The following is a 26,127-nucleotide window of genomic DNA, read 5'->3' on the forward strand; positions in this document are numbered from 1 at the left end:
ATGACAGTATTATTTAATCTAACTTTTCTTTTGAAAGAATTACATCATCAATCCAGATTTTTCTAGAACCTCCACCTTTCTGATAATCAACCCAACCCAGCGTTAACTGTTCAAATAGCGGAAAAGTCCAATTTTGATTGTTATCATTAGCTAAACAACCTTTATCAATGTCATTTGCGTTTAGCTCATGTACAAGTTTACCATCAATCCAAAGTTTAGCATTATTTGATTTTCTATCGAAAAACCATTGCACGGAGAACCATTTCTTTTCTGGAATTTTAAATTGAGTATGATGCCAACAATCTGTTTTTATGGGATTTGTATCATAATTCGCCATAATTCTTTTTTGATGCTGTCCTCCATATCTAATTTCAGAATGAAATCCATTTGGAGTTGTACCAGAAGCTTGAATCATCGTCCAATGGACACCATCTGGTGAAGCTTCTTCTACAAACATATACATTGAACCATAAAAGCGTTCTAAAGAAGTGATAGTTTTATTTTCTAATGCAATGAAAGCTCTGTTTTTGAATCCTTCCCCACTCTCAAAACAAATTGATTGTTTTCCTGAATGGGATTTTGAAGCATCTAGATACACTTTCCCTGCTCCACTTTTACTCCACTCATCTAGAGATTCATTCTCAAAATCATCAGTGAAAACAATAGTAGAGTTGGTACAATTACTTAGAAGAATACTCAGGATTAAAAAAAAATATATTACCCTTTTATTCTGTAACACTTTCTGCTCTTTTTTCCTGTAATTCTTGCTCAATCTCTTTCATCACTCCAGGAGTCAAAGGATAAAATAACAATGCCACTACACCTAGTAAAACAAATAATCCCGGAACAACACTCATGTTCAATTTTATTCCTTCTAGCATCTCAGGAGTTTTCACCAAAGCTTGTCCATCATAATTATAGAAATTCAATACGGCTAAAGTTATCGCTCCTGCCATTCCCGAACCAAATTTCATTGCAAAAGTACCAGCAGAGAAAATTAATCCTGTTGCTCGTCTACCGTTTTTTAATTCAGAATAATCTGCTGAATCCCCCAACATTGCAAAAAATAAGATTGGCATTAATCCCGCACCAAATTCAGATAGAATTCCTAGGATGAAAATTGATCCAATTTCATTTGGTTCTAACACATACATTGCTCCAGCGAAACCAGCTGAAAACAAAATACTCAACATAAACAATCTTACTTTTCCAAAATACTTTGTTAATGCCGGAGCAAAAACTGTTGAAATCATTGATATAACTAATAACGAAAGTAGATACAATCCAGCTAATCCGTTTTTACCTCCCCATTCAGTTAATGCTCCAAAGAATCCATTTTCATCTTGCACATAATGCGTAAAATAATACATGATTGAACTTTGCTTGATAATATTATAGGTTACGAACACAAACCCGATAAACAATAAAATCAACCAAGGTCTATTTGTAGAAAGATCTTTATAATCTTTAAAAATATCATCTGTTTTAACTGCTTTTACACGTTCTCGAGTAGTATAAAAAGTAATAAACGAAAAAGAAGCTAAAATAAATGCTAGTACATACATAGTGTATTGATATCCTAAATTCTCATTTCCTTTCCCAAGGAAATCAACTAAAGAAATCACACCAACAGTAGCGATTATTCCTCCAAGATATGCTCCAAAGAAACGATAAGATGACAACACAGTTCTCTCCTTAACATTTTGCGTCATTACACCCATTAATGCAGAATAAGGAACATTATTCGCGGTATAAGCTAATGTGTAAAATATCGATGTTGCATAGGCCCAAAATAGTTTACCTGACAAACCTAAATCTGGAGTTGTAAACTGTAATACTAATGCCACTCCAAATGGTAAAGCAGTCCATAATAACCAAGGTCTGAATTTCCCCCATTTTGTCCTTGTTCTATCAGCGATATTCCCCATTATCAAATCAGTAATACCATCACCTAAACGAATTACTAGAAGTAAGGTTGCAACCGCAGCTGTTCCTAGACCAAAAACATCCGTATAAAAAATGGGTAAAAAAGGACCGATAGTTCTCCATGCAATATTTGCAGCAGTATCACCTAATGCATATCCTATTTTTTCTTTGATTGATAATTTCGTTGTTTCCGACATCTTATATTTTTATTTGTTCGATATTCAATTATACAATTAAGCTTAGTAAGCTAACAATAAAAAAACTACTTACAGCTAAAATTGTAGTCATTATTGTCCAACTTTTAAACGTTTGCTTTTCATTAAGTCCGAGATATTTTCCCACTAACCAAAACCCGCTATCATTTACATGAGACATGATTGATGCACCTGAAGCAATTGCAATCACCAACAATGCTTTATCAATTTGAGTGATATCTGTATTAATTAATAAAGGAGCTGTAACCCCAGCTGCTGTGATCATTGCAACTGTAGCAGAACCTTGTAATATCCTTACTAAAACCGCTATAAAAAAACCAAAGAACAACATACTAATTCCCATTGTAGCAAAGTAATTTGCCAACATTTCTCCTGTTCCTGTATTGATCAACATTTGCTTAAAAACTCCTCCTGCACCAGTAAGCAAAATAATCAAACCAGCTGGTCCCATAGAATTTGTAGCGATTTTTAGCAATTCATCTTTAGACAATCCTCTTTTGATTCCCAATACGTACCAAGCAATTAAGTTCGCAATTATTAAAGCTACAAACGGATTTCCAATCATTGCCATCCATTCTTTAAATTGGATACTAATACTATCATTAGAAACTAATGGACTATTTAAAACCGTATTTCCAATAATTAGCACAATTGGAATTCCAATAATCAATAAAATCAGCCGAACTGCAGGATAATCTTTTGCTTCTTGTTCATTCAACTCCATCTTTGGAGCTTCTATGTAAATTTTCTTTGAAATGTAATTAGCGAATATTGGTCCGCTTAAAATAGCGGTTGGAACACCAACTATAAATCCAAATAAGATAACCCAACCTAAATCTGCTTTTAAAATATCGGCAACAGCTACGGGTCCTGGAGTTGGTGGAATAAAAGAATGTGTAATTGCTAAACCTGCTAATAAAGGAATTGCATATAACAACAATGACTTTTTAGTTCTTCTTTGTAAAGAATAAACTAGAGGAATTAAAATGATAAATGCAACATCGAAAAACACTGGAATTGCAATAAAAAAACCGGCTAACATTAACGCCCAAGAAGCACGTTTATCTCCAAATTTTGACAATAAATAATTTGCTAATGCTTCAGCTCCACCGGACTGTTCTAATATGGATCCAAAAATAGCTCCTAATCCTACTACGAGTGCAACAAAACCTAGCGTACTTCCCATTCCTTGCTGCATTGTTGTAATAATTTCTTTTGGTGGCATTCCCGCAACAATACCTACCACAATACTAGCAATTAATAATGAAATGAATGCTTGAATTTTAAATCGTAGAATTAAAACTAATAGAATTAGTACTCCAGAAAAAACAGCTAACAATAAATTATAATCCAACATAATTAACTCCAGTTATGATGAAACATTTTATCTTGTTCAGCATCTACACGTTGAAATTTATGTGCTCCAAAAAAGTCACGTTGTGCTTGAATCATATTTGCCGAAGATTGCTCCGTTGTCATGGCAACCCAATAATTATAAGCTTCATAAAAACAAGGAATACTTATTCTTGCTTTCAAAGCATAATCAATTACATATGGCATTGCTGTTTCGTTCTCATGTAAAATTTCTAAAATTTCTTTGCTTTCAAATAAGTTATTTCCAGCTTTCAAAATTTCACTAAAGGCTTTAATCTTTTCAGACTTTATAATACAACCACTTGACCAAATTCTACAAATCTCAGAAAGATTTAAATTCCAATTGTACTCTTCAGACGCAGACTGAATTAACTGCAATCCTTGTTGTAAATTAATTGTTCTAGCAAAATCATATGCTCGTTCTAGTAAATCGATATTCATTTCATTGTTGATCTCACTACTTCTTACATCTTTAGATAATTTCACCCTCGTTTCCTTAAAAGAAGAAGTGTAACGAGCATACACAGCAGCAGTTTTCATGGTTGTTGGAACACCTAATTCTAATGCTGAAACACTTGACCAAGATCCTGTTCCTTTATTACCTGCTTTATCCAAAATTAAATCCAAAAGACTTGAATTCTCTTCTTTTTCCAGAAGAATTTTAGATGTAATTTCCAATAAATAACTTGACAAATTACCGTCATTCCATTTAGAAAAAATTGCAGAAATCTCTTCATATGATTTAGTCACAGACAATAAAGCATATAATTCTGCTAGTAATTGCATGTCAGCATATTCAATTCCGTTATGCACCATTTTCACAAAATGTCCTGCTCCATTCGGACCAATATAATTACAACATGGATTTCCACTTTCATCTTTTGCAGCAATGAGATTCATATAGGAAGCTACGTAATCATATCCTGTTTCACTTCCTCCAGGCATTAAAGACGGACCTTTCAATGCTCCTTCTTCTCCACCAGAAACTCCTAGGCCAACAAAATGGATTTGTTTGTTTTTTAACGAATTCACCCTTCGCTCAGTATCTTTATAATGCGAATTTCCTCCATCAATTAAAACATCTCCTTCGTCCAAAAAAGGAACAATATTATCAATTACCAAATCAACAACATTCCCAGCTTTTACCATCAATAAAATTTTACGAGGTGTTTGTAGTGATTTTACAAAATCTTTCAATTCTGTAAATCCAGCTGCATTATTGTTATCAGTTTCCTTTAGAAAATTCTCCACCATTCCTTTTTCTGCTCCTTCATCTCTATTATACACCGAAACAGCAACTCCTTTATCCAACATATTCAAAGCAAGACTTTTACCCATTACTCCAATTCCAAAAATTCCAAAGTCTGATTTTTGCATTTCTCTTAAAATTTCGTTTGTAATATCTTCTGGTGATTTTTCACAGCTCACCTTTATTCCGTAATTGGGAATTTCAAGTGTATCAAATTGAGATTGTAGTAAAGTAGCATCCATAAAATGATTACTTCTTGTCTCAATTCTTTTTTTAATTAAATCAAAACTACCTTCTAAAAACACCCATTGAATTGTGGTTATATTATCAGATAAGATTTTTCTATACTCTTCTTTTAAAGCAGAACAAGCCAAAATAGCACCGCCGCTTTTTATCCTCGTTTTCAACTCAGCATTTAAAGCTTGTAACCATGGTAAGCGATCATTATCGGTTAACGCTTCACCTCGACTCATTTTCTCAATATTTGCTTTTGGATGAAAATCGTCAGCATCTAAGAATGGGATTTCCATTCTTTGTGATAACGAATTTCCAATGGTTGATTTTCCACAACCACTCACTCCCATGACAACAATAAGATTACTCATATCTAAAACTCGCTTTTAAACCTTCTGATGCATTTTTTCCTATCCAAACATTAAAATCTCCTTTCTCAACATCGTATGTAAGCTCACTATTGTAATACTTTAAATCTTCGAGATTGATTTCAAAAGAAACTGTTCTTTTTTCTCCCGATTGTAAAGCAATTCTTTCAAATCCTTTTAACTCTTTTACAGGTCTAGTTATGCTTCCAACAACATCTTGAACATACATTTGAACAAGCTCTTCTCCTTGCCTTTTTCCTGTATTTTCGATATCAACAGATACTTTAATATTCTGATCTTTTAAAATTTTATCTGAAGACAGTTTTAAATTAGTGTACTTGAATTTTGTATATCCTAAACCATAACCAAAAGGAAAATGTGGTGTAAATCCAGCATCTAAATAATGAGAAGTGTTTCCTAAAGAACTTTGCCAAGCTCCGATAGGAATACTATCGATATGAACAAATTCTTTAGAACTCGCTGGTCTACCTGTATTTTTATGATTATAAAATAATGGTAATTGACCTGCTACTTTTGGCCACGTAATTGGTAATCTACCACCTGGTTCTTTGTCTCCAAAAACCATATCAAAAATAGCTGGCCCACCCATGGTTCCAGGATGCCAAGTCATTAAAACTGCATCAACATCATCAACAATATTAGTTATTGTAATCGGTCTTCCCGCCATAATCACTAAAACAATTGGCTTATTTGTTTTCGCTAGTTCTTTGATTAGTTTTTCTTGAGCTCCAGGTAAATTAATATTTGATCTACTATGGGCTTCTCCTGATAATATTGCTTCTTCTCCTCCAATAAATATAATTACATCAGATTGTTTAGCAGCTAGCATTGCATTTTGAAACTGAGTCTCTGATATATCTCTACTGTATGATAATGTTTCAACAAATTTGAAATCTACTTTTTTCCTTTGAAAAGCATTAATTGGAGTTATCGTATGTTCTTTTTCTCCATCAAACGTCCAAGTTCCTAGTTGCTCTCGTGGTTTGTCAGCTAATGGACCAATAACTGCAATTTTAGTATTCTTATTCAAAGGAAGAACATTGTTTTTATTTTTCAATAGAACCGAACTTTTAACAGCAGCCTCTTTAGCTAATTCTAAATGATTTTTCGCATATAAAACTTCAGTTGTGTTCTGAACTCTATTGGCATTCTCAAAAAGGCCCATTCTAAATTTTACTCTCAAAATATCTGCAACCAATTCATTGATTTGCGTTTCTGTTACTTTTCCTTCGTTCAATAATTCTTTCACATGATTCTCATAAGATTTACTGGTCATTTCCATGTTTAAACCAGCGTTTATTCCAATTTCTGCCGCATGCTTTTCATCTTTAGCAAAACCATGAGGAATCATTTCGATAACAGAATCCCAATCACTAACAACGAATCCATCAAACTGAAATTCATCTCTTAAAATATTACGAAGTAAATGTTTATCACCAGAAGCTGGAATTCCATTGGTTTCATTAAAAGAAGTCATTACTGTTTGACTACCAGCTTCAAAAGCAGATTTAAATGGAGGTAAATACACGTTATGCATTAATTCTTTATTAATTATTGCTGTATTATAATCCCTTCCACCAATTGCAGCTCCGTAACCAATAAAATGTTTTGCACAAGCAATTAAACTTGTTGGATCGTTTAAACTATCCCCCTGAAAACCTTTTACATATGCTTTTCCTAATTGAGAAGCTAAAAACGGATCTTCTCCTGGAGATTCTGCAACTCTTCCCCATCTGCTATCTCGAGAAATATCTAACATTGGAGCAAATGTCCAACGTATCCCGAAAGAAGAAGCTTCTATCGCAGCTACTCTTGAGGAAGATTTTGCCACTTCAGTATCCCAAGAGGCTGCTAAACCTAAGGGAATTGGAAAGATTGTTTTGAATCCATGAATAACATCTCTTGCAAAAATTAATGGTATTTTATTAGGGCTTTCTTCTGTAGCGATTTTCTGTAACTCATCAACATAATCTTTATTCATTACGTTTAAAAACGCACCTACTTTTCCATCACGAACCGCTTGTTTTAAAGATTCAGGTAAACTTCCTTTTACTCGACTTGATGTTCCTCTCAGGTTTAATTGTCCAATTTTCTCATCTAATGTCATTTTAGAAAGCAAGTCGGTTACTCGTTTTTCTAATTCAGCATCTTTCGGAGTTTTATTGGAATTAGAATCAGTTTTACAAGCACCCAAAAAAGTTGCAATACATATTGCTATTGTAGTTAATTTTTTCATTTTTAAATTGATTCGGTTTAGTTAAGCTGAGCCGTTTTAAAATTTGGTGAATTAAAAAAACTTCCTTTCACACCTTTTTCTTTCAATTGAACTTTAAATACAGAGCCCGCTAATGGGAATTTCTTATGCTCTTCATCTGTCATATCTAAACTTGCCGTTGTGATATATAAAACATCTAAATTCTTTCCACCAAAAGCACATGAAGTAACATTGTGCGCAGGAACTTTAATCTTCTTAATTAATTTGCCTGTATTAGGATTGTAATTTGCTACCGCATTTCCATTCCACATTCCTACCCAAAGCATATCATTTTCATCGATAGTCATTCCATCTGGAAATCCATCTTTTGGATCTATAGTAACAGCAACACGTTCATTGGTAATTGTATTCTTCTTGTTATCAAAATCAAACGCTTTAATTTGACCTGTTGGTGTATCTATGTAATACATTGTTTTTTTATCACTAGTCCATACTATTCCATTCGAAATTGTAATATTCCCTAGCATTTTATTCGCGTTTCCAGATCCATCGATTTTATACAAATTTGCCTTTGGATGCGTTTGAGGTAAATGCATTGAACCTACCCATAAATTCCCGTTTGGATCACATTTACCATCATTAAATCTATTTTCCGTAACATCTGACTCAACATCAGACAATAAGGTCAATTCATTAGTATTCGTGTTTACGATATAGATCCCATCTTCAAGAGCTACAACCGCACTATTCTCTTTATTCGCAGGAACAACAGTTCCAATTCTAGAAGGCATTTCTATAGTCTTATTCTCCTCTGTTTTTGGAGAAAATATGTGTAATTTTTTCCCTTCAATATCTACCCAATACAATTCTTCTGACTTGTAATTCCAGAAAGCACCTTCACCTAATTGAGCATTTATTTTAAATGCTAACTCTACTTTACTTTCTTCCTTTTCATTTGTTTTACAACAAACTAAAAGACTTAGTAGAACCAGTAATCCTATTTTTTTCATTATTTCTTATTGACTTTAATAAACTCCAGATAATCATTGTTCTTTACCGAAATGATATGAGGAATATTTCCAATTGATATTTTCTTTAAATCTTTTACATCACCTGAAGTGTAGAATCCAGTTTCCTCAACAGACAAAGCTTCGAATTCACCTTTTCCATTTCCTTTTAAAACTAGTCCGTAACTACCGTCGTTACGTGGAGTTTCAACTTCGGAATTATAGAGGTTCCCCGCAATTATTGCATCCATATTCCCGTCGTTATTAATATCTTCTGTAATGATCTGCTGTATACTAGAAAACTGTGCTTCCATTGGAAGTTTATGCAACACAAATTGATTTCCTTTATTTTCTAGATAAACACTAGCGAAGGATTTAACTTGATAATGCAATGCATCTTCTAAATTCTTTTTACCGTAAACATCTATTAATGTTGCCTTTGAAAAAGAATCATAACTTTTGAATTTCTTTTTTATTCCAGAAATCTGTTCTGATGAACACTGCTTTCCTCTTACCGGATATTGCTTTCCTTTATTATAGTAACTTAACACAATATCAGAAGTGAAATTTTTATCGAAATCTTTGGCATAAATATCAAAAGTTGCGTCTTCTGAAGCTTTATATTTATAGTTCAGACCATTATTTCCGAGGATATAATCCATATCTCCATCATTATCGAAATCAGCTTTCTGAATACTCCACCACCATCCTGTAGCGTCTTTTGTTAATCCTAACTCTTCAGAAACCTCTTCAAAAACTCCTTTATTATTCTTAAATACTTTGATCGGCATCCATTCACCAACAATTATAAAATCATCCCAAGAATCATTATTAAAATCAGTCACGACAGCACTTGTAGCCATTCCTAAACCAAGTAAACCTTGAGCAGAATTATTCGTTACATTTTCAAAATTTATAGTGTTTGAATCGGAAGTATTCTTTAATAAAAATGAAGAAGCAGGTAATGGATATTTACCTGGAATTTGTCTACCAAGAACTAAAAGGTCTTGTTTTCCATCTTTATTAAAATCAATATTATATGCTTTGGATCCACTTGAATATAATTCTGGTAAAGAATTAGAAGTATCTTCAAACTCACCTTTACCGTTATTGATGTAGAGCTGATCTTTTAATCGTTTTGAATCTTCTTCAAACTCATAACCTCCACTTACAACATATAAATCCAAATCATTATCATTATCCACATCAAAAAATAATGCACCAACATCTTCCGATAATTGATTTTGCTTAAATGCGTTTTGATTTTGTTTCTCGAAACCAGTTGTAGTTTGGAAATACAATTCACCTGATTTTCCATAAGCTCCACCAACAAAAACATCATCTAATCCGTCCTTATTAATATCAGCAACTTCAATTGCCGGACCTAATGTTGACATTTTATGAGGAAGTAAAACCTGAGTTTCAAAATCGTCATGTAAATTTTCGGTATGTTTAATCTTGTTGTTGAAGTTTGAATTCGCTGTAAAGACCTTTTCACCAACACTTCCCTGCACATGATTTTCAGTAGCTTCCTTATAATCAAAAACTAGAGTTTGATTAGATGTTAAGTCCTTTATGATTTGAGACTTCTGAGTATTCCACTGCACTTTAACACTATCAACATTCATCTTTTTATTCAAACCAAAATGTAATTCTGGAGCTACAGAAGACTGAAAACCTCTAGTTAGCGTTAACTCTTGAACTTGCTCTGAATCCTTTGAATAAACGAACACTTTTGCACCTAAACCGAAAGTGTTTTTCTCGTTTCCTTTCAGTTTTACCTTTAAGAAGTTTTTATCTTTAGAAGAAGTATTTTCAAATATGGTTGCTTCCTCATCAATATTATTTACAATAACTTCTAAATCACCGTCATTATCTAAGTCCGCATAAGCTACTCCGTTCGAAAATCCTTCATGAGAAATTCCCCAATCGTTATTTACTTTTTTGAATTCAATTCCTCCTAAGTTTTTAAACATGAAATTGTCTATTTTCTCACTAGGAATCATTTTTGTTTTTTCTAAAAGAGAAACTTCCTTAAATTCTTCACCATCGATTTTATTAAAGAAATCTTTATTATTCACCTCTCTTCTTGTTCCGTTAGTTACATATAAATCTTTGTATCCATCATTATCAAAATCTGCAAATAATGGAGCCCAACTCCAATCTGTAGAAGATGTCCCTGTTAATCGTGAAATATTAGAGAACTTCGGAACTCCGTTTTTGTTATACCCAGAATTCAATTGTAAACAATTGTGCATGTATTGATAATGGAAACCGTACAAAACAGTTTCATAAAACAATCTTGGATTCATACTTGACATGTTAGCTTTTTGCCTTCTATTATCATCTGAATCCATGTCAGCTTGAAAAATATCTAAATGACCATCATTATTGATATCGGCAATATCGATTCCCATTCCGTAAAAAGCAGTTTGAGAAGTTGCTTCTTTAACTACTTCTTTAAAAGTACCATCTTGGTTATTGATGTACATAAAATCTGGAATACTATAATCGTTTGACACGTATATATCTGTCCAACCATCATTGTTCAAATCAGCAGCAGAAATACCCAGTGAAAAACTATAATTTTTCACGCCAGCCTTCTCTGTAACATCAATAAAATTCCCATCTTGATTCTCAAATAATTTATCCGATTCAACATCTTTAACATTTTGCATTCGATGTTTATAAATCATATTTGGAGTTGAAGGATGTGCTATTGGATAATTGGCTAAATACATATCTAAGTCACCATCATTGTCATAATCTAGAAATGTAGCTTGAACAGAATTTCCTTCGTCAGCTAAACCATATTTTTCTGCAGATTCAGTAAATGTATTGTCTTTATTATTGATAAATAATTGATTCTTCTTATTCCCATCTTTACCTGCAACAGAACAATAAATATCTAAATAACCATCGTTATTAATATCTATCATTGTAGAACCTGTGTACCATCTTGAATCACCGGTAATTTTGGCTGATTCTGAAATATCTTCAAAAGTTAAATCTCCTTTATTAACATATAATTTATTTGAAACTTGATTTCCTGTAAAGAAAACATCTAACAAACCATCATTATTAACATCACCAACAGACACTCCTCCTCCCATGTATATTGAGGTATACTTAAAATAATTTAAAGAATCAGTCTCTGTTAATGTATTACTGAAATGAATTTGTGATTTACTCGAGGAAAGCTGAACAAACTTTTTTCTGTTACTTTTTGGATTTTCAACTTTGGTACAACTAATAACAATTAGTACAAGTAAAAAAAGCGTAGCTACTTTTTTCATTATGGAATAAGATATAGGTTAAAATTAGTAAAGCAGTATGCACTTTCATACTGCTTTACTTATAATTAGATTATTAATTCAAATACAATCTACAAATAATCTAAGTTCACAAACTTAATATCCTGGGTTCTGATCCGCAGCGGTTAACTCAGAATTTTTATCGATTTCTGTTTGTGGAATAGGATATAAATTATTCTTAACTGAATAACCCGTACCTGATAATTCTGTTGAAGCTCTTCCCCAACGAACTAAATCCCAAAAACGTTGACCTTCGTGAGCTAATTCTAAAAACTTCTCATTTACAATTGCATCGAATAAATCGTTTCCTGCAGTTGAAGATGGAATATCTGCTAATCCAGCCCTATTTCTAATCTTGTTTAACTCAATTCTTGCTTGAGGATCATTTCCTGACATGTTATAAGCCTCAGCAGCTAATAAAAGAACCTCTGCGTATCGTAATAATCTGAAGTTAGTACTATAGTTTAATTCTCTAACTCCATCTGCACTTGTATCTTCTGATTTTGTAGCATATTTAATTCTAATTGCTCCTTCGTAATCCCAAATAACTCCACCTGTTGCGGCAGATGCATCCACTGATCCTCCAGCCGCAATTAATTCAGCTTCTGTCATTAAAGTTGCAGATTTACGATTTGTATCTCCAGCTGCATCAAACGCCATAGCAAGTTTATTCGTTGGTAAATTAAAGCCCCATCCATTCAATAATCCAATAGAACCTACTCCGAAAATACCATCTCCTCTAGGTCCCATTAACTGAATATGTAAGTTACTTTCATTTCTTCCTCCCCAAGCGATATTTCCCCAATCTCTACCAGTAGTAGAAATGTATCCAATCTCTAATAAAGATTCAACACCAAACTCGTTACTTACAGACCAAACATCTGCGATATTTGATTGTAAATCGTGAGATGGATTATTAATTACTGATTCAAAGAAAGGAACTGCTTCTGCATACTTTTCTTGGAATACTAAAACCTTACCCATTACAGCTTGAGCCGCTCCTTTAGAAACTCTAAACGAATCAGCAACTCCTGATTTTTCAGGTAAATTTGTAATTGCATCTCTTAAATCATCCTCTATTGCCACATATACGTCAGCACGTGAAGATTTCGCTAATCCAAAATCTTCCGCTCCTTTTGGAACAGTTAATCTCAATGGAATATCTCCAAACATTGTTGTTAATTCGAAATAACACCATGCTCTGAAAAACTTAGCTTCAGCAATAGCTCTATCTTTATTACTTACATCGCTATCGGCTAAATTTTCAATAATTAAATTAGACATAGCAATTGTTCTGTAGAATAAATTCCACATGCTTTCAATTGATGGATTAGACGTTGCTACATTTGCGTAATCGTCTATATCTTGTAATTGCGCTTGATCATTAGAGTTACCTCCAGCACAGTTTGCATCATCTCCAGGTAATAATTTCACTAAAAATGCACTATGCCAATCTCTACCATAGTTATACTGCATTAAATCGTAAACACCGATCACAGCTTGCTCAACATTATCTTCTTCTAAGAAGAATGTTTTTAAATCCTGTACGTCTTCACGAGGATTATTCGTAAAATCCTCACTACACGAAATAGCACCTAGAAACATTATAAATGCTATAAAATAAATCGCTTTTTTCATTTTTTATTGTAAGTTTTTAGTCTTTAAAAGTTAAGAGAAAATCCAAATAATGCTCTTCCAGCAGTTGGATAATATCCTCTATCAACACCTATATCATTAAATCCAAAATTTCCAATTTCTGGATCAAGTCCCTTGTAGTTTGTGAATGTAAAAATATCATCAAATGAAACATACATTCTTAAACTACTTACGTGTAATTTTTCAGTTATACTTTGTGGTAAAGTATACCCTAATTGAATTTGTTTGATTCTCATAAAAGATCCGTCTTCAACAACTAAGTCTGTATCATAAGCCGATGCAACATTTGCTGCCGATGGAAAAGTCGCATCAGTATCTCCAGCTCCTGTCCATCTTCCTTCAAAGAAGTGTAATGGCTTATTTGTAATAGGACGAGAAGGTTGATGGTAAGTTGCAATGATATCATTTCCTACTGTTCCTTGGAATTGAACATTAAAATCAAATCCTTTATAACCTAATCTGATATTACCACCGTATAATAAATCTGGATGTGGAGAACCAATCATTGTTTTATCATCATTAGTTACACTTCCATCTCCATTAGTATCAACTCTGATAATTTCACCTGTAGCAGGATCGATTCCATCAGTTTTATATCCATAGAAATACCAAGCTGGCAATCCTTCTGTAAATCTAGTTACACCATCAGCATTTTGAGGTGCTCCTGCTCCTACAATAGAAGTTCCTTCTGGTACAAATTGAATTTCAGTTACCTCGTTATCTAAAGTAGATAAGTTTGCATTTATCTGGTAACTGAAGTCACTTTCTGTAGTATCAGAATATCCTATTTCAAATTCGAAACCTTGGTTTACAACTGTACCTCCGTTAAAATCATTTGAAACGAAACCTGCAGATCCAGGAGTAATTAATTCACCAGCAACAAACGCTAAATCGTTAGTTGTTTTCTTGTAATAATCTGCTGTGAAATTTAATTTACTATTAAAAGCTCTTAAATCAACACCAAATCCTAATTGTTCTGAAGTTTCCCAAACTAAGTTTTCATTTGCAAATCCAGTAATTTGAGCTCCTACATTTCCTAAATAGTTTAATTCTAAACCTCCAACTTGATTTGTAATTGCAATTATATCAGCATTACCTCTTAAGTTGTTTTTATTTCCATTTTGTCCCCAACTTCCTCTTAATTTCATATAATTAATTGGTGAATCTTCTTTCCAGAAATCTTCTTTCGAAACTAACCAACCAGCAGAAAATGATGGAAAAACTGCAGCTCTATTTCCAGCAGGGAACTTATCCGACTTATCTCTTCTGATAGATGCTTCGAAAAGATATTTTTCCATGTAGTTGTATGATAATCTACCGTACATTGAAACTAAATTATCTCTAAAAGTTAACTGCCTTGGTGAAGTTGGATCAAAAACCGTAGTTGGTGAGTTGATATTGAATCCATTAAAATCATCTACAGCAATAGAATAAGCTTCATTTGTAAAAGCTGGTCTTCTACTTTGTTCTGCTGAATAACCTGCTAATAATTTGAAGTTATGGTTATCAAAAGATTTTTCATAAGTGGCAAAGTTTTCCCATAACCACCTTCTGAATCTTTGTTTAGATCTATTAATATTATACTGAGTGTTTGCCGCTTCTGAAGCAACATAATAAGCATTCGTATTTCTTTGGTTTAAAAACTGGTTTTGCTCATAACCATATCTCGACGTAAAAGTCAGTCCTTCTAAGATATTAAATTTACCATAAATGGTTGTTAAAAACTGATCATTTTCATTAAGATTTTCTTGAATAGCATTTGCATAGGCCACTGGGTTAATTACCTCACCAGTAGAATATGCAGGATAACCGTATACATTACCATCTTTATCTCTTAATACCGGAACTCCATTTGCTGCTGAACGATCGAATACATCAACTGGAACTCCGTTGGTATAAATGACTGGAGTTAAAGGATCAATAATTAACATATTTTGAATCACACCTCTCGTATCACTATTCTCAACAATTCCTTTTCTATCAATAAAAGATGTATTGGAATTCACACCAATTTCTAACCAATCTGTAACTTGGCTTTGAATATTTAACCTGAATGTATTTCTCTTGAAAGTTGAATTATCTCCAACAACAACACCTTCTTGGTTCGTATGTGAACCTGAAAAATAGTAAGAAGTATTTTTCATTGAACCTGATAAACTAACATCATAACGTTGCATAAAAGCAGTATCAAAAGTTTCATCAATCCAATTTGTATCAACTCCATTATTCACTACGGATGCATTTCCTGCTTCATTTAAATACGTAACGAATTGATTTGCATTCATTAATTCCATATTTGTATTTACAAATTGAAATCCTACTTGAGTATTAAAGTTTACTTGTAATTCTCCACTCGTTCCTTTTTTAGTAGTCACAATAATTACCCCATTCGCACCTTCTGTACCATAAATAGCAGCTGATGCAGCATCTTTTAACACCTCAATATTTGCAATATCCGATGGAGCAATATTATCAATTGTAGATACTTTCATTCCATCTACAATAAATAATGGATCAGCATTTCCACTAGAACCTGTACCTCTAATTCTAATTTTAGTTCCAGAACCCGGCGAACCCGAAGATGAAGATACTGTAACACCTGATGTTCTACCTTGTAGTACTTGATCAACTCTTTGATTAGAAATACTCTTTATCTCTTTACTATCAATACTAGAAATTGCTCCAGTTACTAAACTTTTCTTTTTAGTTCCATAACCGACAACAACTACTTCTTCAAGAGTATCGGAATCTTCTTCCAATGTAACATTAATCGTAGTTCTACCATTTACTGGAACCTCTAATGTCTTATATCCTATAAAACTAAATATTAAAACATCGTTTGGTTTTACGTTTTTAATGGTAAAAGTACCATCAAATCCAGTTTCTGTTCCACGAGTAGTTCCTTTAACTAATACATTTACACCTGGGAGCTCTCCAGTGACGTCAGAGACTACTCCTTTTACATCTTGTGCATGCACCGCTAAGGTGGCAGAAAAAGCAAGCACTAGTAAAAAATACTTAAAGATATTTTTTTTCATTTTGATAATTAATTTGGCGTTTTTTTGACTAAAAAGTAATTATCTGTTTTAGAAATTATCATAAAAATAAAACTAATATGTCAATTTCATAATCACTTTGATCTTAAAACTAATTTGTTTTACACAAAAATATATCCAATATTAACAAATCATTAATATAATTTTATCAATCATTAATAATTTTTTAATATTGTTACACACAAAACAAACAAACCGATGAATAAAAATATCCACAGAGAGATAACTCAGCTCTCTCCATCAGACAGTTTTTTAGTTTATTATAGAGTAAAAGATGAATTTGATTTCCCATTACATTTTCATCCAGAATACGAACTAAACTTTATACATAAAGGTAAAGGTGTAAGACGTGTAATTGGAGACCACATGGGAGAAATAGGTGATTACGAATTAGTATTAGTAGGACCTAATCTTCCTCATTGCTGGGAGTTACATAATTGTACTAATAAAGAAATACACGAAATCACGATTCACATTCACAGCGACTTACTAGATGAAAAACTCCTATCACGCAGAGTTTTTAAATCAATAAGAGATATGCTAAACAGATCTATACACGGCATTTCTTTCTCTGAAAAAACAATCAAAGAGCTTATGCCTAGATTAATGGAACTACCTAAAACCTCAGGTATAGACTACTTTCTAGAGTTTATCTCTATACTACACGACCTATCTAATTCAAGAAACCAAAAACTTCTATCAACCTCATTTTCAAATTATAATGATTTTGAAAATAGCGGTAAAATCAAAAAAGTTTACGAATTTGTACAAAACAATTTTCAAAGAAAAATATCACTTGATGAAATTTCTGAATTAGTAAACATGACTCCTGTTTCGTTTAATAGATTCATAAAAAAGAGAACCGGAAAAACATTCGTATCCTATATCAACAACACCAGGATAAGCTACGCAAGTCGCTTATTATTAGAAACTGACCTAAGTGTTGGCGAAGTAGCATATAAATGTGGATTCAATAATCTCGCAAACTTTAACAGGATGTTTAAAAAGATTAAAAACAATACACCAAGCGAGTTTAGATCTGAATTCAACGGAATTCAAAAAGTATTCTAATACTTTTTAATCAAATAAAATTCATTTTTTGACTTTTAAAATAAAAAAAGTACCATATTTTGATTATTTGAGCACATATATTCAAACTAATCTATCATAAATTTACGTCACTTTTCTAAATTATAAATTCATGAAACATCATTTGAGAAAAACAATACTAACTTGTACAGTGTCAACACTATTTCTTTTCGGATGTTCAAGCGATAAAAAAGATAATCTAATGATAGATACAAAAAATGAAACGATAAGCGAAAAAGTTACTCTCCTTCTTTCAAAGATGACTATCGAAGAAAAAGTTGGTCAAATGAATCAGTATAACGGATTTTGGGATGTAACTGGACCAACTCCACAGAATGGAAATGCGAAAAAAAAGTATGAGCATTTAAGAAAAGGATGGGTTGGATCAATGCTTAATGTAAGAGGAACTGAAAATGTAAGAGAAGTTCAGCGAATTGCCGTTGAAGAGTCTAGATTAGGTATACCTTTAATTATTGGCTTTGACGTTATTCACGGATACAAAACATTAAGTCCTATTCCTATCGCAGAATCTGCAAGTTGGGATTTAAAGGCTATAGAGAACTCTGCCAGAGTAGCTGCTACAGAAGCATCTGCTGCAGGAATCAATTGGACATTTGCTCCAATGGTTGATATTTCTAGAGATCCACGCTGGGGAAGAGTTATGGAAGGTGGCGGTGAAGACCCGTTTCTAGGTTCGAAAATCGCCCAAGCACGAGTTAAAGGATTTCAAGGAGATGACTTATCTAAACCTAATACAATAGCAGCTTGTGCAAAACATTTTGCTGCTTACGGATTTTCTGAAGCTGGTAAAGAGTATAATTCCGTTGATATCGGAACATCTACTTTATACAACATTGTACTACCTCCATTTAAAGCTGCCGCAGATAGCGATGTTAAAACCTTTATGAATTCTTTTAATGAATTAAACGGAGTTCCAGTAACTGGTAGTAGTTTTTTACAAAGAGAAATTTTAAAAGGAAAATGGAATTTCAATGGTTTCGTTGTTTCGGATTGGGCCTCTATGCGAGAATTAATTGAATGGGGACATGCAAAAGACAAAAAAGAAGCGGCAAAAATTGCGGCAACTGCTGGTTCTGATATGGACATGGAAGGATATGTTTATATAGAGGAATTAGCTAAACTTGTAAAAGACGGAACTATAAAGGAAAGTATCTTAGATGACGCAGTAAGAAGAATTTTAACTGTAAAGTATGAATTAGGTTTGTTTGACAATCCTTTCCTATACTGCGATGAAACCAATGAAAAAGAACAAATTGGAAATGAAGCACATCATGAAGCTGTACTAGATGTTGCCAAAAAATCTATAGTATTACTTAAAAACGAAAATAACTTATTACCTTTAAAAAAGAGCGGACAAAAAATCGCATTAATTGGTCCGTTAGCAAATGATAAAAACAGTCCTTTAGGAAGCTGGAGACTTGCGTCAGACGACAATACTGCGGTGTCAGTTCATGAGGGATTATCAAAATATAAAGAAAATACTTTAAGCTTTGAAAAAGGGATTGATCTGATTGAAGGTAACACTTCTTTCACTCAACCTTTAAAAGTTAATAACACCATCAATACATCAGAAATCAACAAAGCTCTACAGATTGCAAAGAATGCAGATGTTGTAGTTATGGTTTTAGGAGAACATGGTTTCCAAAGTGGTGAAGCAAGAAGTAGAACTGAAATTGATTTACCAGGAAGACAACAAGAGCTTTTAGAAAAAGTTTACGAAGTAAACAAAAACATAGTATTAGTATTAAATAACGGTAGACCATTAGCTATCGAATGGGCTGATAAAAATATACCTGCAATTGTTGAAGCTTGGCAATTAGGAACACAAACTGGAAACGCAGTTGCCGAAGTTTTATATGGAGATTACAACCCAAGTGGTAAATTACCCATGACTTTCCCAAGAAATTTAGGACAGGTTCCAATTTATTACAACTATAAAAGCACAGGAAGACCTAATCCAGAGAACAATGTATTCTGGTCTCACTATATTGATTCAGAAAACTCTCCTTTATACCCATTTGGATATGGATTAAGCTACACTACTTTTAAATACTCAGACTTTAAAGTTCATAATAAAAAGGCATCTATAAATGAAGACATTAAAATCTCAGTAAAAGTTAGCAATACTGGAAATTATGATGGAAAGGAAGTCGTTCAACTATATATAAGAGATTTATTTGGTAGTATTACCAGACCAGTAAAAGAATTAAAAGGCTTTGAGTTAGTTGAACTTAAAAAAGGAGAATCAAAAGTTATTGATTTCACTTTAACGAAAAACGAATTAGGGTTCTTTAACAATCAAGGTGAATATATTATAGAACCAGGAGATTTTGAAGTTTTTGTAGGTGGAAATTCTGCAGAGAACTTAAAAGAAACATTTGTGCTAGAATAGAAACGCACTAACATATATAAAAACAAAAAAGACTGATCGTTTGAAGTGAATTATTTTTCCCCCGATCAGTCTTTTACTTATTTGTAATGAGCTGCAATTTTCATGAGCTGTGTTCCAATTTTGAGTGAATCTCTCATAGATAATTTAGAACCTTCTGCATGAACCCACCTCTTGAGCGGTTGTTCATAAATCATTTCTTTTGCTCTCATTCCGTATCGTTTTTTCATACGCAAAAATATTTCTACATCAAATAGCCATCTGGTTAAAAACTTCTCGTTAAACACAGTTTTAACAGCTTCTCTATCCAGAATTTTCGCTCCACATTGCGTATCCTTAAAATTCATACCCAAAATCTTACGTATAATATAGTTGATAGACATACTAATAACTTGCCTTGCCGACTCTCTGGAAATATTCGCACCAATTCGTGAAATTCTAGATCCACTAACAATCTTATAATTGTTCAAATTAATGGTCTTTACCAAATCATCAAAATCATTTAAGTCCGTAGATAAATCCGCATCTAGGAACCCTAAATAATCAAGAGCTAAGTCATTATCATTTATTAAATGTAACATTCCTTGACGAACAGCCTCAGCTTTTCCGCCATTTGTATCACAATTATAAACTCCAATGTAATCTTCTCTACCTTGTTTCATTTCTTCCAATACTTCAAGGGTATTGTCAGTACTACCATCATTTACAAAACATAAATAATAGCCGACGTTTCGACTCACAAAATGCACAAAGCTTTTAGACAACAACCTACTTGCTTCGTTGTAACATGGTATTACAACTCCGATAGATAATTCTCTAACAACCTCTTCATTTTGTTGATAGAATTCATCAGATAAAGAGCTCATTCCTACCAACTTATTAATTCTAATAAGTATTTCTGTAAGTGTAGCTGGTTTTTTAATGTATTCATCTATGCCATACTCAAAGAGATCAGATACGAGCGCTTGCTCTTTTTCCCCTGATATGACCATTACTTTAGTATCTAAGCCGGATTCTTTAATAAACTTCAACACGTCAATTCCTCCAAAATTTGACATGTTTATGTCTAAAATAACTAGGTTGGGCTTTCGTACTTTTAATTGTTCAACAGCTTCTTTTCCATTTTTAACTGTGGTCACGTGGTATCCAATATTAGACAACCTTCTTTCCAACAACTTAGCAGTCAATTTTTTTTCATCAATGTTAAGAATTTTCATACATGATAATTTGTGGTTAATAACTTAATGTCACCGTCCTTCCCTCATATATAAAAATCATAAGCGTTTACAATATACGAAAATATCACCCGTGAAGTAATTGATTATCAAGGGGTTTTTCCCCTTTTCTCACAATAAATTGCAATTTTTAGCGTTGCGTGGTCAAAAAATCATCTTTTTCTGATGTAAAATTACACCTAACCTAACAAATTGACTAACATAGTTTTAACAAACAACTTCAAAAAACTACCTTTTTTTCTTGATTTGATCAAAATGATCCAAATACATTTCTGCAACTTCAGACATTGGAAGAGAAGCTGCTGCTTTATAATTCGCTTGAGCTAACTCTAATCTATACTCATCATTTTCAACAACTTTTTTAATAGCATTTGCTAAAGAAGAAACATCATCTGCTTCAAAAAACTCACCGCGATAACCTTCATCCTGAATCAAATCGGTTAAATCACCAAGATTAGGCATAATAACAGCTTTACCATAACTTCCTGCTTGATGCAAAACACCTGAACTACCTGTAGTTGACGTATAAGGAAAAACTACAACAGCACTTTCATTAAATATTCTAGGTACATCTTCTTCAGCAACGTATCCAGTAAAATGAAGACCTTTTACATCTTTATACTTCTGCTTCATTTCCTCTAAATAACCAGGAGTATTAGGACTGTCCGTACCTGCCACAACAATTTCAAGCTCTTCTGATGTAGACTTTCGAACTTCCTCAACAGCCTCAATCATAACCTCAACCTTTTTATAAGTTCCAAATTTTCCAAACGCCATTACTTTTTTCGGTCCGATTGGCAAACTATAATCAGGTTCCTCTATCATTTCAAAAGTTCCATGAGGAATTAGAGCTACTTTTTCAGTCTTATATTTATCCTTTAAGGTGTTCACAAACTTTTGAATCGTAAGTGCAACTAAATCTGCGGAGAGCAAGAATTTAGTCAAAACTGTACCAATTAAACCATACGCTTTTTGAAGCACTACATTCTTAGTAAACCCAGCACTATTCAAATCCACTTGTTCTAAAATGTTATGCAATAAAACTATTGTTGGTATATTCTTAGAACGACATCGATATGGAGTTAATAATCCCAAAGCGGCTGGTATTTTTTTATCTCCGAATTTCAAAAATTGTAAATTAAACAAAACAGCATCTGGTTTTGTTTCTTTCACTGCCTTATTAATAGTGAATATATTTTTGTAACTATTGAATTCCCAACAGTTCTTTACAACTACTTTACACCCATCCTCTTCAAAATTAACATCTTCAGGCTCCACTGCCTCATCAGTTAATAATATCAACTCCTTTACTCTATCATTAATTCTAAATTGTTTCACTAAATGATATCCATACTCATTTAATGTCACTTTACTTGGGGGAAATGCAGTAACTATAGCTAATTTCATATATCTATATATTTATTTCATTAGTAAACATAACTTTAAGTCATATTTAATAATATTGGTTAGTTCAGTAATTTACCTCGGTAATTAAGTATTCTGTTTTTTACTAGAAACAACAGAATTACCATAGAAAAACAGCAATTGAACGATTAATAAAATAACCATTGCAATTATTTGTACAGTAACAATTTCTTTTAAAGAGGTATGAAAAAATATAATTAGTACCACTTGAGTAATACCTAAGATTCCGGTAATAACAACTGGGACATATTGATCTAAGGAAAGAAAATAATAAGCAAACACATTTGATACAGCAAAAATCGATGTTGCCAAAGCATATTGCCACAACAATGGTGCTATTTCTATGTACTCTTTCCCAAATAAGATAGTAACAACAAATTCAGGAAATAAATACGTTACAAAAACAATACAAGCCGAAAGTATTGTTACGTAACCGACATACTTCAATAATACATTTCGATGTGGAATACCATCTTTTTGTTTACTAACAACTGCTGGTAATAAAAGCATCACAAACATCCAAGCTACAAAGTACACTACTCTTCCTATTAAAGCTAATGAAGCATATAAACCAGCATTATAATTATCGAAGTAATGCTTTACCAATAAAATATCACTATTGTTTATTATGATTTGTGTACACTCATAAAACGCAGTGAGAAATAAAAATTTATGGACTAAACTTTTATTTTCAGCGTTTAAAACTCCTTCTTGATTAAATCTAACTCTTTTACTTAAGGGAAACAACCCAAATATTAAGGATATCAAAATACCTAGAGAAATTAAGATCGAAGATTCACTAGAAACAAATAATAAGAGTAACAATAAAGTTATTGTTAATCTTGAAATCATTTCCGTTTGATATGTTGTTGCCAATTTTAGAAAATCCTTTCCACCTTGAAAAACACCACGATTCACACTCATTAAAAAGTATATTGGAACACTAATTCCAAATATTACGAACATTAATCGATTCTCTGTATTAAATATGGATTGTAGTTGACTGGAAAAAACAATAATTAACACACCAACAAGTACTCCGAAAAATACAGACCTTTTAAGGATAAAATTCATAAACCTTTTAAACACTATATTCTCAAATAAAACAGTATACTTAGCCGTTACCAATTGAAAGGTCATAGCTATAAATGATAATACTAATAAAAAGGTGATTAAAATAGCAGCATCAGCAAACTTTGATGGCCCCAAAATTCTACCCACAAGTAAATTATACAAGTAGTTTCCGGCATTGACAATAATAGCGCTGAGCATGAATACCCTTTCGGGAGTTAGCAATTGGTGTTTTAAGATTTTCAAACTTTCGGGGTTGTTCGATTTACCTGTAATTTACACATTTAAGTTTACAAAATTAAATGTGATTTACTTTTTTTCCTTTTAAATCACAATAAATCAAAAATATAAGTAGAATATTGACTTATCAGAAGCTAGAATTAAACCAAAAAGAAAATCCTTTTACATATTGGGGATGTAAAAGGATTTCTAATCAACCAAATAAATCTAAAAACCTTCAATTTTATGAAGTTGTTTTTCAAAAATGAAAAAACAAATTGTGTACTTAAATGTATATTAAATACACTACAAATATAATTTAGAATTCCTGTTCAACTGTACTTATTTCGACAACTAAGCTTATAACTATAGATTAACGGAATTAAATCTTCGATAAGTTGAATTTCACGTTTAAAATTTACCTGAAAAAGAAAAAACCCAATTACATTATGAAGACATGTAAAAGGGTTCTTAATCAACCAAATAAATCTAAAAACCTTTAATTATTTTTTCTTTAAATATGGTTTAAATGAAAAAAAACTAAAACTTAACTACACTTCAAATATACCACTGAATTTCAGTTAAAAAGGTAGTTTTTCGTTGTGGCTAAACACTCTCATAGACCAGTTGTCGAGATAGTACGTTAAGCTGTAAATGAATGTAAAACTGAAGTGTTAATTGTGAGGAAAGGATAAAAAACAATAAACCCTTTCATTTGTTGTAGAAGTTAATGAAAGGGTTATATTAATCAACCAAATAAATCTAAAAACCTTCAATTTTTTGATGTTGGGGAACTCAAAAAATGAAAAATACTTTTTTCAAAGTGTACTTTATGTATTTAAAACTTTTATTTAAATCTTAATTACACTTCAAAGATAGCGGCTTTTACATGTTTATTTGGAGACAATTCGTTATAGTCCCTTTCAACTGTAGATAAAATGGTGGTATCCATCGGTAAATGGAAAAACGTTATGAATTACTCCCTTTAAAGAAGGTTTAAACGCTTCATTAATTCAGATCTATTTGATCGACTAACAGGAACTACATCCTTAGCAATCAGCACACTATTATCTTCAATGTCAATAATTCTTTTCAAATTAATAATATAAGATCTGTGAACTTTTAAAAATAAATCTTTTGGAAGTTTTTCTTCTATTTTCTTTAATGTAGAATGAACTGTATAGTTCTTTGTATCAGTTTTTATAAGAATATAATCACCTTTTGCTTCAACTAAATATATACTAGAAATTTCGATTTTAATTAATCTTCTATCAATATTAATATACAATTGAGATTCTTCTTCTTTAGCCTCTCCATTAGTAGAAGCTACTTCTTTTTCTTGACCTTGCTTTTTAATCGTGAACTTTTTCGCCTTATCAACTGCTTTCTGGAATCTTTGTTCTGATATAGGCTTTACCAAATAATCAACAATACATTCATACTCGAATGCATCTATCGCAAATTTAGCATCTGACGTTGTTAAAATTATTTTTGGTGGATTTTTGAGTGTTTGAATTAAATCAAAACCAGTAAAATCAGGCATATGGATATCGAGAAACATTAAATCAACTTCATTTTGATTTAAATACTTGATAGCTTGTATTGCATTAGAAAACTGATCGATTACGGTTAAAGAACCTTCTTTTTTACACAATTGCTCTACTATGGCTCTAGCAGCAAATTCATCATCAATAATTAAACAATTCATTTAAGATGTTATTTTTATTTGGTCAAAAATTCGGACATTTTATTTAATATCCTTAAAAAATCTTCATGTCCACCTCTATTACCATCCAATAACTCTTTTTCGTATTGAATTGTATACTCATAAGATTTTTCCAAGCCTAAAATACTAATTTTATGTTTAATTTTATGTACGATTTCCGCTGTTTGATGTAAATTATTGATTTCTAAGGTGTTTAGATAGATTTTTATCTCTTCAGGAAGTTCTTGCTGTAATATACTGAGCATTTTTTCCTCAAATTCAACATCTCCTCCGGAAAGTTGTCTTATATAATTGATATTTGGCTGTTCGTTGTGCAT

General features: G+C 32.3%; 16 protein-coding genes. 2 read left to right on the plus strand and 14 right to left on the minus strand.

Going from position 1 to position 26,127, the window contains the following annotated elements; all coding sequences use genetic code 11:
- Nucleotides 1–13 precede the first annotated feature (13 nt).
- From ABNT61_RS06000 to ABNT61_RS06040, 9 genes are all read right to left on the minus strand, one after another.
- The gene (locus ABNT61_RS06000) at nucleotides 14–739 is read right to left on the minus strand and encodes a hypothetical protein (protein ID WP_348745233.1); all 726 of its coding nucleotides are present in this window, start codon (nucleotides 737–739) and stop codon (nucleotides 14–16) included.
- Nucleotides 726–2,123: an MFS transporter gene (locus ABNT61_RS06005; protein WP_348745234.1), complete on the minus strand. Its 1,398-nt coding sequence runs from the start codon at nucleotides 2,121–2,123 to the stop codon at nucleotides 726–728. Before ABNT61_RS06005 ends, ABNT61_RS06000 begins: the two co-directional genes overlap by 14 nt.
- 28 nt (nucleotides 2,124–2,151) lie before the next feature.
- Nucleotides 2,152–3,498 carry a gluconate:H+ symporter gene (locus tag ABNT61_RS06010; RefSeq protein ID WP_348745235.1) on the minus strand — a complete coding sequence of 449 codons (1,347 nt, stop codon included), beginning with the start codon at nucleotides 3,496–3,498 and terminating at the stop codon, nucleotides 2,152–2,154.
- A gap of 2 nt (nucleotides 3,499–3,500) precedes the next feature.
- On the minus strand, nucleotides 3,501–5,369 hold the full coding sequence (gene gnd / locus ABNT61_RS06015) for a decarboxylating NADP(+)-dependent phosphogluconate dehydrogenase (protein ID WP_348745236.1): 1,869 nt from the start codon (nucleotides 5,367–5,369) through the stop codon (nucleotides 3,501–3,503).
- The gene (gene bglX / locus ABNT61_RS06020) at nucleotides 5,362–7,623 is read right to left on the minus strand and encodes a beta-glucosidase BglX (protein ID WP_348745237.1); all 2,262 of its coding nucleotides are present in this window, start codon (nucleotides 7,621–7,623) and stop codon (nucleotides 5,362–5,364) included. Before bglX (ABNT61_RS06020) ends, gnd begins: the two co-directional genes overlap by 8 nt.
- Nucleotides 7,624–7,640: 17 nt before the next feature.
- A complete protein-coding gene (locus tag ABNT61_RS06025) occupies nucleotides 7,641–8,612 on the minus strand; it encodes an SMP-30/gluconolactonase/LRE family protein (protein ID WP_348745238.1) in 972 nt (323 codons plus the stop codon).
- Nucleotides 8,612–11,905: a VCBS repeat-containing protein gene (locus ABNT61_RS06030; RefSeq protein WP_348745239.1), complete on the minus strand. Its 3,294-nt coding sequence runs from the start codon at nucleotides 11,903–11,905 to the stop codon at nucleotides 8,612–8,614. The genes ABNT61_RS06025 and ABNT61_RS06030 overlap by 1 nt, the downstream gene beginning before the upstream one ends.
- 114 nt (nucleotides 11,906–12,019) lie before the next feature.
- The gene (locus tag ABNT61_RS06035; protein WP_348713200.1) at nucleotides 12,020–13,561 is read right to left on the minus strand and encodes a RagB/SusD family nutrient uptake outer membrane protein; all 1,542 of its coding nucleotides are present in this window, start codon (nucleotides 13,559–13,561) and stop codon (nucleotides 12,020–12,022) included.
- A gap of 23 nt (nucleotides 13,562–13,584) precedes the next feature.
- Nucleotides 13,585–16,617, minus strand: a complete 3,033-nt coding sequence (locus tag ABNT61_RS06040; RefSeq protein WP_348745240.1) for a TonB-dependent receptor — start codon at nucleotides 16,615–16,617, stop codon at nucleotides 13,585–13,587.
- Nucleotides 16,618–16,833: 216 nt separating this feature from the next.
- Between ABNT61_RS06040 and ABNT61_RS06045 the strand changes: the two genes are divergently transcribed.
- On the plus strand, nucleotides 16,834–17,706 hold the full coding sequence (locus ABNT61_RS06045) for an AraC family transcriptional regulator (RefSeq protein WP_348713198.1): 873 nt from the start codon (nucleotides 16,834–16,836) through the stop codon (nucleotides 17,704–17,706).
- 130 nt (nucleotides 17,707–17,836) lie between these two features.
- Complete coding sequence (gene bglX / locus ABNT61_RS06050; protein WP_412766932.1) at nucleotides 17,837–20,137, plus strand: beta-glucosidase BglX; 2,301 nt, start codon at nucleotides 17,837–17,839, stop codon at nucleotides 20,135–20,137.
- 77 nt (nucleotides 20,138–20,214) lie between these two features.
- On the opposite strand, the gene ABNT61_RS06055 is transcribed toward bglX (ABNT61_RS06050), so the two are convergent.
- The 5 genes from ABNT61_RS06055 to ABNT61_RS06075 form a co-directional block, all read right to left on the minus strand.
- Nucleotides 20,215–21,351 (minus strand): response regulator, encoded by a 1,137-nt coding sequence (locus tag ABNT61_RS06055; RefSeq protein WP_348745242.1) that lies wholly within the window; start codon nucleotides 21,349–21,351, stop codon nucleotides 20,215–20,217.
- Nucleotides 21,352–21,597: 246 nt separating this feature from the next.
- Nucleotides 21,598–22,776: a glycosyltransferase gene (locus tag ABNT61_RS06060; RefSeq protein WP_348745243.1), complete on the minus strand. Its 1,179-nt coding sequence runs from the start codon at nucleotides 22,774–22,776 to the stop codon at nucleotides 21,598–21,600.
- Nucleotides 22,777–22,860: 84 nt separating this feature from the next.
- A complete protein-coding gene (locus tag ABNT61_RS06065; RefSeq protein WP_348745244.1) occupies nucleotides 22,861–24,066 on the minus strand; it encodes an oligosaccharide flippase family protein in 1,206 nt (401 codons plus the stop codon).
- Between the two features lie 1,003 nt (nucleotides 24,067–25,069).
- Entirely contained in the window at nucleotides 25,070–25,792 is a 723-nt protein-coding gene (locus ABNT61_RS06070; protein WP_348745245.1) for a LytTR family DNA-binding domain-containing protein, read from the minus strand.
- A 14-nt stretch (nucleotides 25,793–25,806) separates the two neighbouring features.
- On the minus strand, nucleotides 25,807–26,127 hold the full coding sequence (locus tag ABNT61_RS06075; RefSeq protein ID WP_348745246.1) for an Hpt domain-containing protein: 321 nt from the start codon (nucleotides 26,125–26,127) through the stop codon (nucleotides 25,807–25,809).

Source organism: Tenacibaculum sp. 190524A05c (genome assembly GCF_964036595.1).
Lineage (GTDB): Bacteria > Bacteroidota > Bacteroidia > Flavobacteriales > Flavobacteriaceae > Polaribacter > Polaribacter platacis.